Below are 14,181 nucleotides of genomic sequence, written 5' to 3' on the forward strand. Positions count from 1 at the left end.
CCGGTGCCGGCCGCGGCCCGCGAAGCCCCGGCCGCGCCGGTGGGCGGGCGGCGCCGGCCCCGGGGGCGTAGCGAACCGAGGAGCGAGCGGCAGCCATGGCAACACTGCACGAGCGCAAGAGCTACCGCGCGGCGGTCCTGAAGGCGCTGTACCGGGCCACCGCGGAGAACCGGCTGGACACCTCGGGGGTCCGGCTGCGCGACGACCTGGGGCTGCCCGAACAGGATCTGGCCGCCGCGTGCCGGTATCTGGCGGGCGAAGGGCTCGTCGAGGTCGACTGGACCACGCACCACACGCCCGCGTTGGTCACGCTGACGCACGAGGGCATCCGGCAGATGGAGGCCGAGGAGGAGGAACGCGAGGCCCGCGGCTGACCGGGCGGCCGGGCACACGGGCAGCCGGGCGCACGGCGGCCGGACGCACGGGCGGCGGTACCGCCGGCGGCTCCCCCGCACCGCGGCGGCCCGTCACCACGCGACGGTCAGAACTGGAGCCCGGGCAGCTCGGTGGACTCCGGCGGGGCCGGAGCGGCCGGGGTGACGCAGGTGAAGCCCAGCCGGGTCAGCGCCCTGGTCATCTCGCCCGCCGTGAAGTCCCGGCGGTCCTGCCGCGTGATCACCGCACCGACCTGCTTGACGGGGTAGGTGCGGCGGCCGATGACCACACACGGGCCGAGAGCGGGCTCCGGCGAGATCCCCGCCATGAGCTGCTCCACCTCACTCTTGACGAAGTCGAAGGGGAAGTGGGCGATAACGCATCGCATGGTGCCTCAACAGGGTTGAAGGGAGGGACCCGGCGCTTCCTGCCGGGTCCCGATCGATGCGGCCGCTCATGGCGTGAGCGGTCCGGACGGACGGATCATGCGGTCGCGCCGCCACGGGAGCGGTCCCGGGACACGGGCGCCCGCCCGTGCGCCGACGCCGCGGAGCGACGCCCCCGGCCGCCGCCTCCCCGACGGCGGCGCGAGGCCGCGGTGCGCGGCGCGTTCTGCTGCGCGGCCGGGGCGGCGAGGGTGACGGGGATGCCCGAGGGGGCCTGGGCGCCGGTGATACGGCTCAGTTCGGCCTCGCCGGAGCGCACCTTGGCCGTGCGCGGGGTGATCCCGGCGTCGGCCATCAGCCGGTCCATCTCGCGGCGCTGGTGGGGCAGGACGAGGGTGACGACGCTGCCCGACTCACCGGCGCGGGCGGTGCGCCCACCACGGTGCAGATAGTCCTTGTGGTCGGTGGGCGGGTCCACGTTGACGACGAGGTCGAGGTCGTCGACGTGGATCCCGCGGGCCGCCACGTTGGTGGCGACCAGGGCCGTGACCTGGCCCTCCTTGAACTGGGCCAGGGTGCGGGTGCGCTGCGGCTGGGACTTCCCACCGTGCAGCGCGGCGGCCCGCACCCCGCTCTTCAGCAGGTGCTTGGTGAGCCGGTCCACGGCGTGCTTGGTGTCCAGGAACATGATGACGCGGCCGTCACGGGCGGCGATCTCCGTCGTCGTGGCGTGCTTGTCGGCGTCGTGGACGTGCAGGAGGTGATGCTCCATCGTGGTCACCGCCCCCGCGGAGGGGTCGACCGAGTGCACGACCGGGTCGTGCAGGTAGCGGCGGACCAGGGCGTCGACGTTGCGGTCCAGGGTGGCCGAGAAGAGCAGCCGCTGACCGTCGGCCGGCATCAGGTCGATCAGTGCCGTGATCTGCGGCATGAACCCCATGTCGGTCATCTGGTCGGCCTCGTCCAGCACGGTGACGGTGACCCGGTCCAGCCGGCAGTCACCCCGCGCGATGAGGTCCCGCAGCCGCCCGGGGGTGGCCACCACGACCTCCGCGCCGTCCCGCAGGGCGCCGGCCTGACGGCCGATCGACATGCCGCCGACCACCGTGGCCAGCCGCAGCGACAGGGCGCGGGCGTAGGGGGTGAGCGCGTCCGTCACCTGCTGGGCGAGCTCCCGGGTGGGGACGAGGACGACGGCCAGCGGCCGGCGGGACTCCGCGCGCTGCCCGGCGAGGCGGGCGAGCAGCGCGAGGCCGAAGGCCAGGGTCTTGCCGGAGCCGGTGCGGCCACGGCCCAGGACGTCCCGGCCGGCCAGCGAGTTCGGCAGCGTCGCCGCCTGGATCGGGAACGGCACGGTCACGCCCTCGGCGGCGAGCGCCGCGAGGAGCGGCTGCGGCATGTCCAGCTCGTCGAACGCGGCGACGGCCGGCAGCGGCGGGGTCAGGGGCGCCGGGACGCTGTACTCCCCCTGCGGAGCGCCGGAGCGGCCCTTCCGGCCACCCGAGGGGCGGGAATTCTTCGCGCGGTTCGGTGCCTTGGCTCGGTTGGGTGTCTTGGAACGGTCCCGGGTGGTGGGGCTGCCCTGACCCGTTCGGGTGGTGCGGCCGTTCGTACGTGCTGCGCGGTTCATGTGAACCTTCCTCGGTCGAGAGCGACACGTACGAGGAATCCTCGGCCCTGCGGACCACACGGAGAATCGCCAGAACGAGTCGAACAAGATATGAAACAGGTCCGGCTGCGAACGAGATTTTCGAGGTATGCGCGCCGGAATATCTCGGCATTCTGCGCGGCGGGCCGGCCGAGGACATCGGACGGCAGGCTTCGAAAAAGGAACTCGAACGGCAGGACTCGAAAGCCGCGGCGACGGCCGGTGATGACCGGCTGCGCCGTCCCGCGGCGGCCGCCCCCGTCGCCCGCGCCCCGGACGGCGCGAGCCACCGGGCGGCACGGCCGCGTGGGCCGCGAAATGACAAGCGCTGGGGCCCGCACCCAAGGCGCGGGCCCCAGCGTTGCACGCTTCAGCTTCAGGCGGGAACGATGTTCTCCGCCTGGGGGCCCTTCTGGCCCTGGGTGACGTCGAAGCTCACCTTCTGGCCCTCCTGCAGCTCACGGAAGCCCTGGGCGGCGATGTTCGAGTAGTGGGCGAACACGTCAGCGCCGCCACCGTCCTGCTCGATGAAGCCGAAGCCCTTTTCCGAGTTGAACCACTTCACGGTGCCAGTAGCCATATCTTATTTCTCCATTCGGGGAATTCTTTGGACCCGCACTGCGCGAGCCTCGCGTCGCCGCGATGATTCTCCCATCCGGAAAAATTCCGGCTACACAAAACGCTCCCACCGGCTCGGCCGGCCGAAGCGTTGAAGATTTCGGGAACCACAACTGCAACTGATATCGACAGTAGCACGGCTCATACAACACCGCACAGAGGATTCCCGGCCGACCACCCCCGAGCCCGGAAGCGGTGCCCACGCGTCCGTAATTTCTCTGTTGGCGACATGAGATATTCATCGCCATTCAACGCCGAATCCATGTGCGCCGCCCTCCCGGCCCGGGCCCCGACCGGCCGAAATCTGTAGCGGCCGCAATAGACATTCTTCACCGCCAGCGGATAGGCTCGGTCGCGCAGCGCGCAGCCGTCCGGCAGGGCGGGCCACGCACTGCGAGCACTGCCTGGCAGCAGGGCCACGGAGTGCGCCCCGACCCGGACGCGGTTCCCGGGCGGACAGGCGGAGACCGACCCCGGTGGGGCCTTGGGTGCAGACGGACCCGGGCCCCTGGATGCCCAGGAAGAAGGGTGCGCATGGCTCCGGAACCCCGGCCGAACGCCGCCGGCCATCTCGACGACGACGATTACCCCGCCTACACGATGGGCCGCGCCGCGGAGCTGATCGGCTCCACGCCCGCCTTCCTGCGGTCCCTGGGCGAAGCCCGCCTCATCACCCCGCTGCGGTCCGGCGGCGGCCACCGCCGCTACTCCCGCTACCAGCTGCGCATCGCCGCCCGCGCCCGCGAACTCGTCGACCAGGGCACCCCGATCGACGCCGCCTGCCGCATCATCATCCTCGAGGACCAGCTCGAAGAGGCCCTGCGCCTCAACGACGAGCTGCGCCGGCACGAGGGCCGACCGGACCGGCACACCGGCTCCTGACCGACGGCCTCACGGACGGCCTCACCGCCGGCCCCGCTGACACCCTCCCCGCCGGCCCCGCCGACGGCCCCACCGGCGGCCTCGCGGCCGGATCCCTGCGGCGGTGATCCGGGCACCTTTCCCGTGGTCTTGGTTCACGAGGTCCCGGGGATTCCCGAAGAGGCGATTGCGAACACCGCGATTGATTCCGAGCGCGCGGTGTCCAGCCGGGCCACTTCCCCCTGCCTATGCGCCACTTCACTCTTCCCGGCTTCCCCGGCTTCCCCGGCTTCCCCGGCTTCCCCGGCTTCCCCGGCCTCCCTGGCTTCTTCAGCCTCCTCGGCCTCCCCGGCGGTGAATTCCTTTCCCCGCCCCCTCGACTCCTGTCGAATATGACGCTTCCTCAAAACCCGCACACCGTCAGGGTTTTTGGTGGCCGGGTCAGGTTTCGGCATGGCGGGCCCGGGAAGATCAAGAAGCGGTCCGCAGGGCGGTGGCGGGCCTGTCCCGGCGCGACGGGCGGGCCACGGCCCGGGGCGCGGACGGGCCGTCGCGACAGGCCGCGGGCGCGGACACCCGGCACCCGCCGCGCGAATTCTCCCCTATCGGGGCGGGTATCCGGGAAGCGAATTCCCGCCCCGTATAAGGCGGATCGGCGGGCGTCGCCAATTTCCTTGGTGCATCCCGGTATTCGTGCGGACATGTCCGGAGCGGAAATACCGATGGGTAAGGAATCTGCACGGAAGCGTTACAAGCTCTACGCGTTGCCTTCTGTATGTGCCGTTAGCGTTGCTGGCCGCTCGATCCCGCGTGCGAACGTGAAAAAACGTCGCCGGCGTCCCTGGCGGCGCAGCCAGCACAGAAAGATCGCAGATGGATTACTGCTCGTCCTGCCGTCGGAATCTCAATGGGGCGCTGGTGTGCCCGGGATGCGGTGACTACGCCCCCGACATCGCCCCGCCGTCCCACCGCCGCCGCCCCTCCCAGCTGAACCCTGCCGCCCAGCCGCGTGCGGAGGCCGCCGAGTCCTCGTGGGAGGCCTGGCCCGCGAGGGAGGACGCCGCCGCGGGGGCCTTCCCCGCTGCTCCGTACCCCGCTTCCGGACCCGTCGACGACGCCGCGGCCGGTGAGCCGGCGGCCGGCGACAACGGCGGTACGGGCGACGGTGCGGCCGGTGGCTACGAGGGTGCCGCCCCCGACGGGCTCGGCCGGGCGGCCCGGCGTCGGCAGTTGGCGCGCTGGAAGAAGTACCGCCGGCGGGCCGCGGCCGCCACGGCCCTCGCCCTGGTGGGCGGCGGTCTGACCGCGAGCCTCCTGCAGAACAAGCCGGCCACCGGGCACACCCAGGCGGCCGGATCCCCCCACCCGGAGGGCGTGGGCACGCCCCGGACGGTGAACACCGGTGCGTCCTCGAAGGAGCCGGACGGGCACCCTTCGCGGCAGCACGACAGCCGCCCCTCCAGGGCGGCCGGCCGGTCGCAGCCCACCGTGGCGAGCACGCCGCCCGCCGCCCCGGCGAGCCCGCGGCCGACCGCCACCCACACCGCGCCCCGCCACTCCGCGGCCCCGCACGCCGCTCCGCACGTCACCTCCGCGCCGGCCACCGCGCACGACGACCACCGCGTCGCGGCCCCGAGCGTCACGCCGTCCCCGTCCACCACCCGCCCCGGCACCGACAACCCGCCGGCCACGAGCACCTCCCCGTCGAGCCCGGCCCCGACCGCCCCGACGGCCGACCCGACCTCGCCGGTGTGCCTCCTGGGCGTGGTGTGCGTGGGCTGACGCCGCCCTCCGGCATGGCCTCGGCGTCGCACGGCAGTGGGACGTCCGGGGAGGTGCACCGGCCGGCCGGCACGCCCCGTCCCGGTCCCGCTCGGCGGGCCGGGCCACCCGGTCCTCGCCCCGCGGCCCCGTTCAGCGGAGCGCGCCGCCCGCCCCCTCGCGGGCGCGGCGGCGGCCGGCGGGTGCGGTCGTGGGTGGCTGCGGGGCGCCGTGCGGAGCAGGGGACGGCGGGCGGGTGCGGGACTTGAGGACCTGGGCGCCGATGGCGAGGGGGACGCCCAGCAGCAGGACGTAGAAGACGCCGATCTTGCGCAGATCGTCGAGGAAGAACCAGACGGCGGTCAGCGCGGTGAACCAGAAGGCCACCAGCGCGAATCCGCCCGATCGTTCGTCCCGGTAGCCGGCGGCCAGGCACAGCACGGCGACCACCCCCAGCATCAGCGCCAGGATGACGTAGTGGGTGTCCCAGCCGATGTAGCCGCGGGCGAGCCCGGAGAGCACCGCCACCGCCTCCGCCACCGGGCCCCAGGCCACCGCGCACGCCAGCCGCGCCGACCACAGCAGCAGCACGGCCCCCGCCACCGCGGCGAGCAGGGCGACCCGGGAGAAGGCGCTGCCCTCGATCACGTCGGTCCGGGAGATCACCAGCGACAGCAGACAGCCCAGCAGCGCGACCGCCCCCTCGGCCGTCGGGCGGAACACCACCCGGGCCGGCCGCCGGCGCGCGGACCGCGGCGCCGGGACGGCGTCCTGGGGCGGTGCGGGCGTCCCCGGAGCCGGCACGGCGGCGGCCCGGGGGTCGAGCGCGGTGGGTGTCGGGACGGGCGGCGGCGGGGTGACCCGGGCCGCCGCGGTCAGCGCCGTACGCATCGCGGCGGCATCGGCGAAGCGGTTCTTCCTGTCCTTGTGCAGCGCCTGGACGATCACCGCGTCGAGGGCGGGCGGCAGGTCCGGGCGGAGCCGCGAGGGCGGCACCGGGTCCGCGGTCAGATGCTGGTGCATGACGGAGAACGGGGAATCGCCGGTGTACGGGGGCCGCCCGGTCAACAGCTCGTACAGCAGACACCCCACGGCGTAGAGGTCCGTGCGGTGGTCGGTGTCGCCGCCCTTGATCTGCTCGGGGGCCAGATAGGCCGGGGTGCCGACCGCCACGCCCGTGCCGGTCAGCCGGGTGGCCACCTCGCTGAGGGCCTTGGCGATACCGAAGTCGACGACCTTGACCCGGCCCGTGCCGGCGAGCATCACGTTCGCGGGTTTGATGTCCCGGTGCACGATGGCGTGCCGGTGGCTGTGCTCCAGCGCCTCCAGCACCTGCCCCACGACATCGACGGCCCGCTCCGGCGGCAGCGCCCCGCCCTTGAGGACGTGGCTGAGAGTGGTGCCCTCCACGTACTCCATGACGAGATAGGGCTCGGCCACGCCGCCGGAGGCGTCCTCGCCGGCATCGTGCACGGTGGCGACGCCGGGGTGGTTGAGCGCGGCGGCGGCATGCGCCTCGCGCCGGAAACGGGAGAGGAACTCGGGCTGCAGCGCCAGTTCGGCGGAGAGCGTCTTGACGGCGACGGTACGGCGCAACCGGTGGTCCAGGGCCCGGTGCACCGTCCCCATCCCCCCGTGCCCGAGCTGCTCCACCAGCTCGTAGCGCTGCCCCAATATCCTGTTCTCCACCGGGTTTCCTCCACGGACCGTCGACGCCGACACGCCGGAAGACGCCCCCGGGCGCTGGCGGGTTCCGCCGCGGGGAGGGGCGCCGGGTCCGGTCCGCGCCCGCCCGGTGGCTCGTTCAGGTGTACGGGCTAGGGTGGCCGGAAAGTGTTCCGGTGCGGTGAAGGAGACCCGCGGTGTCCGATCTGGGGCGACTCGTGGCCGACCGGTACCGGCTCGTGCAGCGCGTGGGCCGCGGCGGCATGGGGACCGTGTGGCGGGCCGAGGACGAGGTGCTCGGCCGGCCGGTCGCCGTGAAGAAGCTGCACGTACCGCCGCATCTGGACGACGACGAGGCCCGCACGCTCCACGAGCGCACCCGCCGCGAGGCCCGCAGCGCCGCCCGGATCACCCACCCCAACGTGATCGTGGTGCACGACGTCGTCGACGACGAGGGTCTGCCCTGCATCGTCATGGAGTACGTCCCCTCCGTCACGCTGGGGGAGCTGCTCCGGCGCGAGGGTGCGCTGGCGCCCGGCGAGGCGGCCCGGATCGGCTGCGGGATGGCCGCCGCACTGCGCGCCGCGCACGACGCCGGGGTGCTGCACCGGGACGTCAAGCCCGCCAATGTGCTGCTCGGCAACGGGGGGCGGGTCGTCCTCACCGACTTCGGGATCGCCGTGCAGTCCGGCACGCCCTCGCTGACCCGGACCGGCGAGCTGGTGGGGTCGATCCCCTACCTCGCGCCGGAGCGTCTGCGCAGCCAGGACACCGGCCCCGGCCCGGCCTGCGACCTGTGGTCCCTGGGCGCCACGCTGTACGAAGCCGTCGAGGGCCGCCCCCCGTTCCGGCGGGACACCGCGATCGAGACGGCCTACGCCACGGTCGTCGACGCGCACGATCCCCCGCGCAGCGCCGGCGAACTGGCCCCGGTGATCGAGGGCCTGTTGGTGAAGGACCCCGGCCGGCGCATGGCCGCCCACGAGGCCGAGCGCCTCCTCGGCCGGGCGGCCGGCACCCCGCCGGACGCCGGCGCCCCGGCCGACCCGGCCGCCCCGGCTCCCCGGACCTCCCCCGGAGCCGGCCCCGGCGCCGCCCCCGAACCGCCCACCCGCCCCCACCCCGCCGGGGAACCCACCACGGCCCGGAAGGGCCGCCGCGGCCGGCGCACGCTGTGGTGGTGCCTCGCCGCGGTGGCGGCCGCCGGCTGTGCGGTGGGCGGGGTGCTGCTGTGGCCCGCAGGAGGCTCCGGCGCCGCGGCCGGCCGGCCGCCGGGGACCACCGACGGCCCGAAGCGCCCCCGCCCGTCCCCGCCGCCGCTGCCCGCGGGATACCACCTCGCCAAGGAGGGCACGGGCGTCTCCCTCCCCGTACGGGACGGCTGGACGCGCCGGTCCGTGTCCGGCGACGAGGCCGCCTATGTGGACCCCACCAAACTGGTGGGCCTGCGCATCAACATCGCGCCGTTCGCCGGGACCGATCCGCTCCGGCACTGGCGGGACACCGAGGAGGCCCAGACCCGCCGGGACAACCCGGGATACGAGCGGGTCCGGATGGATCCCACGACCTTCCGCGGACGGCCCGCCGGGTACTGGGAGTTCACCTTCCCGGGCCGGGCGCGCACCTACCGGGCGGCCGAGCTGGCCTTCAGCGGTGCCGACCACACCCGGTACGTCGTCTACCTCTCCGCGCCGGACGCCGAGTGGAACCGGTACCGGCCGGTCTTCGACCACGCCGTCAACGGCATCCGGCTGCCCTCGTAGCCGCCGGTCCGCGCGCACAGCGCGACGAGGGTGAGCACCGCGCAGACGGGATAGCACCAGCCGAGGGCGGCGAGGTACCAGGGGCGGCCGAACACGGTGATGTCCGGCTGGGCCAGCTCCAGCCAGTGGATGGGGTAGCCGGCGAGGACGGCGCACCAGGCGAGCAGGGCGACGGTCCGCGAGCGGGTCCGGCGCGCGGTGTACACCAGCCACAGCACCGCCGCGGCGGCCCAGACCCAATGGTGGCACCAGGAGACGGGGCACAGCAGCAGCCCGGTGAACTGGACGGCGAGCAGCGCGCCGAGCCGGTCGCCGCGGCGGGCCGTGCGCACCAGCGCGGCCGACGCCGCGAGCGCCACCGGGACGGCCACCGCCCACCAGGCCGCGGACCAGCCGACGTCATGGCCGAGGGTGCGCGACAGGGCCCCGCGCAGCGACTGGTTCAGCACCGAGCCGACCGGCCCGACCCGGCCGGCCTCGCCGACCGCGTGGAGCCAGAACTCGGCGGCGGAGTGCGGAGCCGCCCACCAGCCGGCCGCGACCGTGGCGAGGAACACCGCGGCCGTCCAGCCCGCCGCCGCCCAGCGCCGCTGCGCCAGGAAGTACAGGCCGGTGACCGCGGGGACCAGCTTGATGCCCGCGGCGAGGCCGGCGCCGAGCCCCGCCGTCGCCGCGGCCCGGCGCCGGACCGCGTAGCCGACCAGCGCCGCCAGCAGCAGGTTGATCTGCCCGAAAGCGCAGGTGACGGCGGCCGGTTCGGTCCACAGCAGGGCGGCGCTCCACAGCAACACCCGGCGCCGGTGACGGACGGCCGGCGCGGCCGGGTCGGCCAGCCGCAGACAGCAGTGGACCAGCGCGCACAGCGCCGCCACCGAGGCGGCGGTCCACAGGCCGCTGACCACCGGCCAGGTGAGGAGCCCGAGCGGGAGGAAGAGCAGGGCGGCGAAGGGCGGATAGGTGAACGGCAGCGGGAAGAGGTGCGGGCCGGGCAGGCGCAGGCGGAAGGCGTAGAGGTCGCCGGTGGCCAGATGCGGGGCGGCGGCCCGGTAGACCCGCAGATCGATCAGGCCCGTCCGCAGGCACGCCGGGAGCCACACGAGCAACAGCAGCGCGGTGGCGGACAGCAGCAGCACGAGGCCGGGGTGCCGGGCGAACAGCCCGCGCAGCGCGTGGGCGCGGCCCCGGCCCGGTGCCGTACGCCACCCGCCCGTCCGGCCCGGAGGAAGGCGGACCCCGCGGCTCACGCGCCGCGGCCCGTCCGCCGGCCGTGCTCCGCGGGGCGGCGCGGCACGGCGGGGTCCGGCGCCCCGGCCGCCTCGCCGACCCCGGCCGCCTCCCAGGCCCCGGCCGCCTCGTAGACACTGACGGCGAACGGGCGGCAGCTGTCGGCCTCCACGTGCTCGGCGACGCGGCGCAGGCCCGCTTCGGCCTCCAGGTACGCGCAGAATCTGCGGGCCTCCGGCCAGGGGTGCACCAGGACCAGCAGCCCGCCGGGCGCCACGGCCGCGGTCAGATGGGCGCAGGCCCGCCGCAGTTGCCGGGCGCGCCCGAGGTAGTAGAGCAGCTCGGCGCAGAAGACGAGGTCGAAGCGGCCGGCCGGCGGGGTGGTCACGATGTTCAGCCGGACGAACCGGGGGACCGGGCCGGCGGCGCGGGCCCGGGCGAGGGCGCGCTCGGAGATGTCCGCACCGGTGATGTCGGCCTGCGGGTAGGCCGCCGCGAGGCGATGGGTGAAGGTGCCCTCGCTGCATCCCACGTCCAGGATCCGCCGGTAGGGCCGCTCGGGCAGCTGCCCGAGCGTCGTCGCGTACTTGAACTGCTCGTAGTCGTCCACGGCCAGCCTCCACGGGTCCGGCCGCCGGTGCCACCAGTCGAAGTACCGGTGCAGCAACCGCTCCTGGCCGCGGACACCGAAGAGGGACAGCACGGCGAAGAGCGTGCGGTGACAGCGGTCGAGGACCGTGTGCATGGATACCTTCCGGCGGTTGCGGTGGCCGCTTTCCCCGGTGGCCGCCGCGCGAAGGGGGCGGCGCGGTGCGTCAGCGGGTGACGTCGTCGTAGGCGTGCGCGAAAGCGTCGGTGACCACCGGCCAGGTGCAGTGCACCGGTTCGGTCTCCCAGTTGTGGGCCGCCAGGCTGCGCCGTGCCCCCGGGGTGCGGGCCAGCCAGAGCACCTCGTCGGCGAGGGCGAAGGCGGAGTGACCGCACAGCGCGCCCTCCCGGTTGTGCCGGACGAAGTCGGCGACACCGGTGTGCACCCGGGCCAGCACCGGCAGCCCGCTGGTGCGCGCCTCCAGCGCCGCGATCCCGAAGGACTCCCGGCAGGACGCGTTGACGAACAGGTCCGCCTCGGACAGCAGTTCCCGGACCTCCCGCGGCTGCAGGCGGCCCACCAGACGGATCCAGCCGTCCATCCCGTTGCGGCGCAGATAGCGCTGTATCGGCCGCAGGCTCGGGCCGGCGCCCGCGAAGGTGGCGCGCAGCGCCGTGCCCTGACGGGACATCCGGGTGTGCGCGGAGTGCAGCGCCGCCAGCAGTTCCATGGGCTCCTTGCGCGGGACGAGCCGGCCGACGGCGACCACGTGCACCCGGCCGTCCTGCCGCTCCGCCGCGGCGCGGGTGCGCCACCACGCGGCGTCGATGCCGTTGGGGATGACCCGCGGGGCCAGGTCCGGCAGCGCCTGGCGGACCAGCCGGGCGGCCGACCGGCTCACCGTCGTCACGGCCACCGGAGCGGCCGGTCCGTGTCCGGTGCGGCTCAGCAGGCGGTACATGACCCGCACGACCGGGTCCCACATGCTGTGGATGGTGGCCACGGCCGGGATGCCGCGCCGCCGCGCGCAGGCCAGCGCCGCCCAGGCGAACGGGGAGGCGGCGCCCAGGTGCACATGCACCACCCTTGGGTGACGCGTCGTCAACAGCCGGTCGATCGCCTGTCCCGCCCTGGGGTGAACGGGCAGCTGCCCGGGCACCCGCGCGGTGAGCCGGTGCACGGGAAACGGCCATGGCGTCTCCGGTGCGCCCGGGGCGGCGGGCGTGGCGGTGGCGACCTCGGTGGCCTGACCCGCCCGGTGCTGCGCGGCGGCCAGGGCGGCGACCTGGATCTCGATACCTCCGGTCCGCGGCGCAAAGCAGTCTGAAATGTGAAGGATCATGGCTGCACTTCCGAAATCTGGCGTGAAGTCCACCAGTATGGGGTGGTACATCATGCTTCGTGCGACATACGTGTTTGTTCTTCCACGCCCACCCGGACGACGAGGCCCTGCTGACCGCCGGCACCATGGCGGGCCTGGCCCGGCGGGGACACCGCGTGGTGCTGGTCCTGGCCACGGCGGGCGAACGCGGGCTGACCTCCGACGCGCTGCGCGGCGACGGCCTCGGCGGGGTGCGCCGCGAGGAGGCGCACGCCTCCGCCCGGATCCTGGGGTGCGCGCGGGTCGCCTTCCTCGGCTACGCCGATTCCGGGCACATCGGCGCCCCGGCCGCCCCCGCCCCCGGCGGCGCGCAGCCGTTCGCCTCGGCGGACGTCGCGGAGGCGGCCGCCCGGCTGGCCGGCATCCTGGCCGAGGAGCGCGCCGACCTGCTGACCGTCTACGACCCGGCCGGCGGCTACGGCCATCCCGACCACGTCCAGGTGCACCGCGTCGGCTACCGCGCGGCACACCTCGCGGGCACCCCGGTGGTGTTGGAGGCCACCGTCGACCGGACACTGCTGCTGCGCGGGCTGCGGGCGGCCTCCTGGGTGCACCGCTTCCCGCCGGACTTCGACCGGGACGCCTTCCGCGCGGCATACGGCGCCCGCTCCGAGATCACCCACCGGGTGCCGGTCAAGCGCCACTGGCGGGCCAAGCGCGCCAGCCTCGCCGCGCACCTCAGCCAGGCGCGGGGCGGTGACTCCGAACGCACCCTGGCCGCCCTGGGCCGGCTGCCCGGTCCGGCCTTCCGCCAGGTGCTGGGAACCGAGTGGTACATCCAGCGCGGGCTGCCCGCCGGGCCCGTCCTGCGCGATCCGCTGGCCACCCTGGCGGGCACCGTGGCGTCGGCAGCGCGCCGATGACGCACCGCGCCCGGCGGCTGCCGGCGTGCGCCGGGCGGCTGCTGGGCGTGCTCTCCTCCGCCGCCGGCCTGGTGCTGCTGGCGCTGGCCGTGCCGAGGGCGGCGGGCACCGACTGGTCCGCCGTCCGGGACCGGCTCGCCCATCTCGGCGGCGCGCAACCGGCCCTGATGTGCGCCGCGGCGGCCGCCGCACTGTGGACCTACACCTACGTCCTGACCGCCGCCCTGCCGGGATTGACGCGGCGTCAGGCGCTGCTGGTGCACTGCACCGGCAGCGCCGTCAGCAATCTGCTGCCGTTCGGCGGCGGTGCCGGGGTCGCGGTCACCTACGCCATGACGCGCCGCTGGGGGCACCCGCCGGGTGCGGTGGCGGTGTGCGTGGCGCTCACCGGGGTGTGCAACGTCGCCGCCCGGCTGTTCCTGTCGGCGGTGGGCGCCCTGCTGCTGGCCCGGACGGCGGTGCCCGGCATCGGCTGGGCGGCGGCCGCCGGTGCGGTGGTCCTGGCCCTGCCCGCGGTGTACGCCGCCGTCCGCCCCCTCGTCCGCCGCCGCGCGCCCCGGGTCCGCCGGCCGGACGCGCCCGCCGGGACGCTGCGGCGCCGGATCACCGCGGGCGCCAGGCGGCTGGCCGCGGGGGTGCGCACCGGCCGGGACGTGCTGCACCGCTCGTGGCCGCAGCTGATGTGCGCGATGACCGCCACACTGGCGGCCCAGGGCGCGCTGTTCGTGGTCTGTCTGCACGCGGCGGGGGCCCGTACGGGTACCGGGGACGCCCTCGCGGTGTTCGCCGCCAGCCGGCTGCTCACCCAGATCGCGGTGACCCCGGGCGGGATCGGGGTCACCGAGAGCGCCGCCGCCGTCGCCCTCGTCGCCCTCGGTGGGGCCCCCGCCGCGGTGGCCGCGGCGCTGCTGCTCTACGCCGCGTTCACGCATCTGCTGGAGATCCCGCTGGGCGCGCTCACCGGGGCCCTCTGGCTGCTGCACCCGGGGGTACGGCGGCCGGCACCGGCACCGGCCGCGCCCTGAACTCCCCTACCCGGTCCGGTCC

The 14,181-nt window shown here is 75.0% G+C and carries 13 protein-coding genes; 6 read left to right on the top strand and 7 right to left on the bottom strand.

The genetic code is table 11. From position 1 onward, the window contains the following. The first annotated feature begins 95 nt into the window (after window positions 1–95). Window positions 96–374 carry a hypothetical protein gene (locus ACQP17_RS17765; protein WP_433857155.1) on the top strand — a complete coding sequence of 93 codons (279 nt, stop codon included), beginning with the start codon at window positions 96–98 and terminating at the stop codon, window positions 372–374. A gap of 107 nt (window positions 375–481) precedes the next feature. Here the strand turns inward: ACQP17_RS17765 and ACQP17_RS17770 are convergent, their stop codons facing one another. From ACQP17_RS17770 to ACQP17_RS17780, 3 genes are all read right to left on the bottom strand, one after another. Continuing rightward, window positions 482–763 carry an SCO5918 family protein gene (locus tag ACQP17_RS17770; RefSeq protein ID WP_364873740.1) on the bottom strand — a complete coding sequence of 94 codons (282 nt, stop codon included), beginning with the start codon at window positions 761–763 and terminating at the stop codon, window positions 482–484. A gap of 95 nt (window positions 764–858) precedes the next feature. After that, window positions 859–2,391, bottom strand: a complete 1,533-nt coding sequence (locus ACQP17_RS17775) for a DEAD/DEAH box helicase (RefSeq protein ID WP_433857156.1) — start codon at window positions 2,389–2,391, stop codon at window positions 859–861. Window positions 2,392–2,785: 394 nt separating this feature from the next. After that, entirely contained in the window at window positions 2,786–2,989 is a 204-nt protein-coding gene (locus ACQP17_RS17780; protein WP_006604579.1) for a cold-shock protein, read from the bottom strand. Between the two features lie 572 nt (window positions 2,990–3,561). On the opposite strand from ACQP17_RS17780, the gene ACQP17_RS17785 reads away from it, so the two are divergent. Together ACQP17_RS17785 and ACQP17_RS17790 are read left to right on the top strand one after the other, a co-directional pair. After that, window positions 3,562–3,909: a MerR family transcriptional regulator gene (locus tag ACQP17_RS17785; protein ID WP_189096609.1), complete on the top strand. Its 348-nt coding sequence runs from the start codon at window positions 3,562–3,564 to the stop codon at window positions 3,907–3,909. Window positions 3,910–4,761: 852 nt separating this feature from the next. Beyond that, window positions 4,762–5,670, top strand: a complete 909-nt coding sequence (locus ACQP17_RS17790) for an SCO2400 family protein (protein WP_433857157.1) — start codon at window positions 4,762–4,764, stop codon at window positions 5,668–5,670. Between the two features lie 132 nt (window positions 5,671–5,802). On the opposite strand, the gene ACQP17_RS17795 is transcribed toward ACQP17_RS17790, so the two are convergent. Continuing rightward, on the bottom strand, window positions 5,803–7,338 hold the full coding sequence (locus ACQP17_RS17795) for a protein kinase domain-containing protein (protein ID WP_433857158.1): 1,536 nt from the start codon (window positions 7,336–7,338) through the stop codon (window positions 5,803–5,805). Window positions 7,339–7,511: 173 nt separating this feature from the next. Here ACQP17_RS17795 and ACQP17_RS17800 point away from each other — a divergent pair, with 173 nt between their 5' ends. Beyond that, the gene (locus ACQP17_RS17800; RefSeq protein WP_433857159.1) at window positions 7,512–9,077 is read left to right on the top strand and encodes a serine/threonine-protein kinase; all 1,566 of its coding nucleotides are present in this window, start codon (window positions 7,512–7,514) and stop codon (window positions 9,075–9,077) included. On the opposite strand, the gene ACQP17_RS17805 is transcribed toward ACQP17_RS17800, so the two are convergent. From ACQP17_RS17805 to ACQP17_RS17815, 3 genes are all read right to left on the bottom strand, one after another. Beyond that, entirely contained in the window at window positions 8,993–10,321 is a 1,329-nt protein-coding gene (locus ACQP17_RS17805; protein WP_433857160.1) for a glycosyltransferase 87 family protein, read from the bottom strand. The two genes, ACQP17_RS17800 and ACQP17_RS17805, sit on opposite strands and share 85 nt — an antisense overlap. Beyond that, window positions 10,318–11,046 (bottom strand): class I SAM-dependent methyltransferase, encoded by a 729-nt coding sequence (locus ACQP17_RS17810; RefSeq protein WP_433857161.1) that lies wholly within the window; start codon window positions 11,044–11,046, stop codon window positions 10,318–10,320. The genes ACQP17_RS17805 and ACQP17_RS17810 overlap by 4 nt, the downstream gene beginning before the upstream one ends. Window positions 11,047–11,116: 70 nt before the next feature. Continuing rightward, on the bottom strand, window positions 11,117–12,232 hold the full coding sequence (locus tag ACQP17_RS17815; RefSeq protein ID WP_433857162.1) for a glycosyltransferase family 4 protein: 1,116 nt from the start codon (window positions 12,230–12,232) through the stop codon (window positions 11,117–11,119). Window positions 12,233–12,291: 59 nt separating this feature from the next. On the opposite strand from ACQP17_RS17815, the gene ACQP17_RS17820 reads away from it, so the two are divergent. Next, a complete protein-coding gene (locus ACQP17_RS17820; RefSeq protein ID WP_433857163.1) occupies window positions 12,292–13,134 on the top strand; it encodes a PIG-L deacetylase family protein in 843 nt (280 codons plus the stop codon). Then, the gene (locus ACQP17_RS17825; protein ID WP_433857164.1) at window positions 13,131–14,159 is read left to right on the top strand and encodes a lysylphosphatidylglycerol synthase domain-containing protein; all 1,029 of its coding nucleotides are present in this window, start codon (window positions 13,131–13,133) and stop codon (window positions 14,157–14,159) included. Before ACQP17_RS17820 ends, ACQP17_RS17825 begins: the two co-directional genes overlap by 4 nt. Window positions 14,160–14,181: the final 22 nt, after the last annotated feature.

It is taken from the genome of Streptomyces kronopolitis (genome assembly GCF_050953795.1).
Lineage (GTDB): Bacteria > Actinomycetota > Actinomycetes > Streptomycetales > Streptomycetaceae > Streptomyces > Streptomyces kronopolitis_A.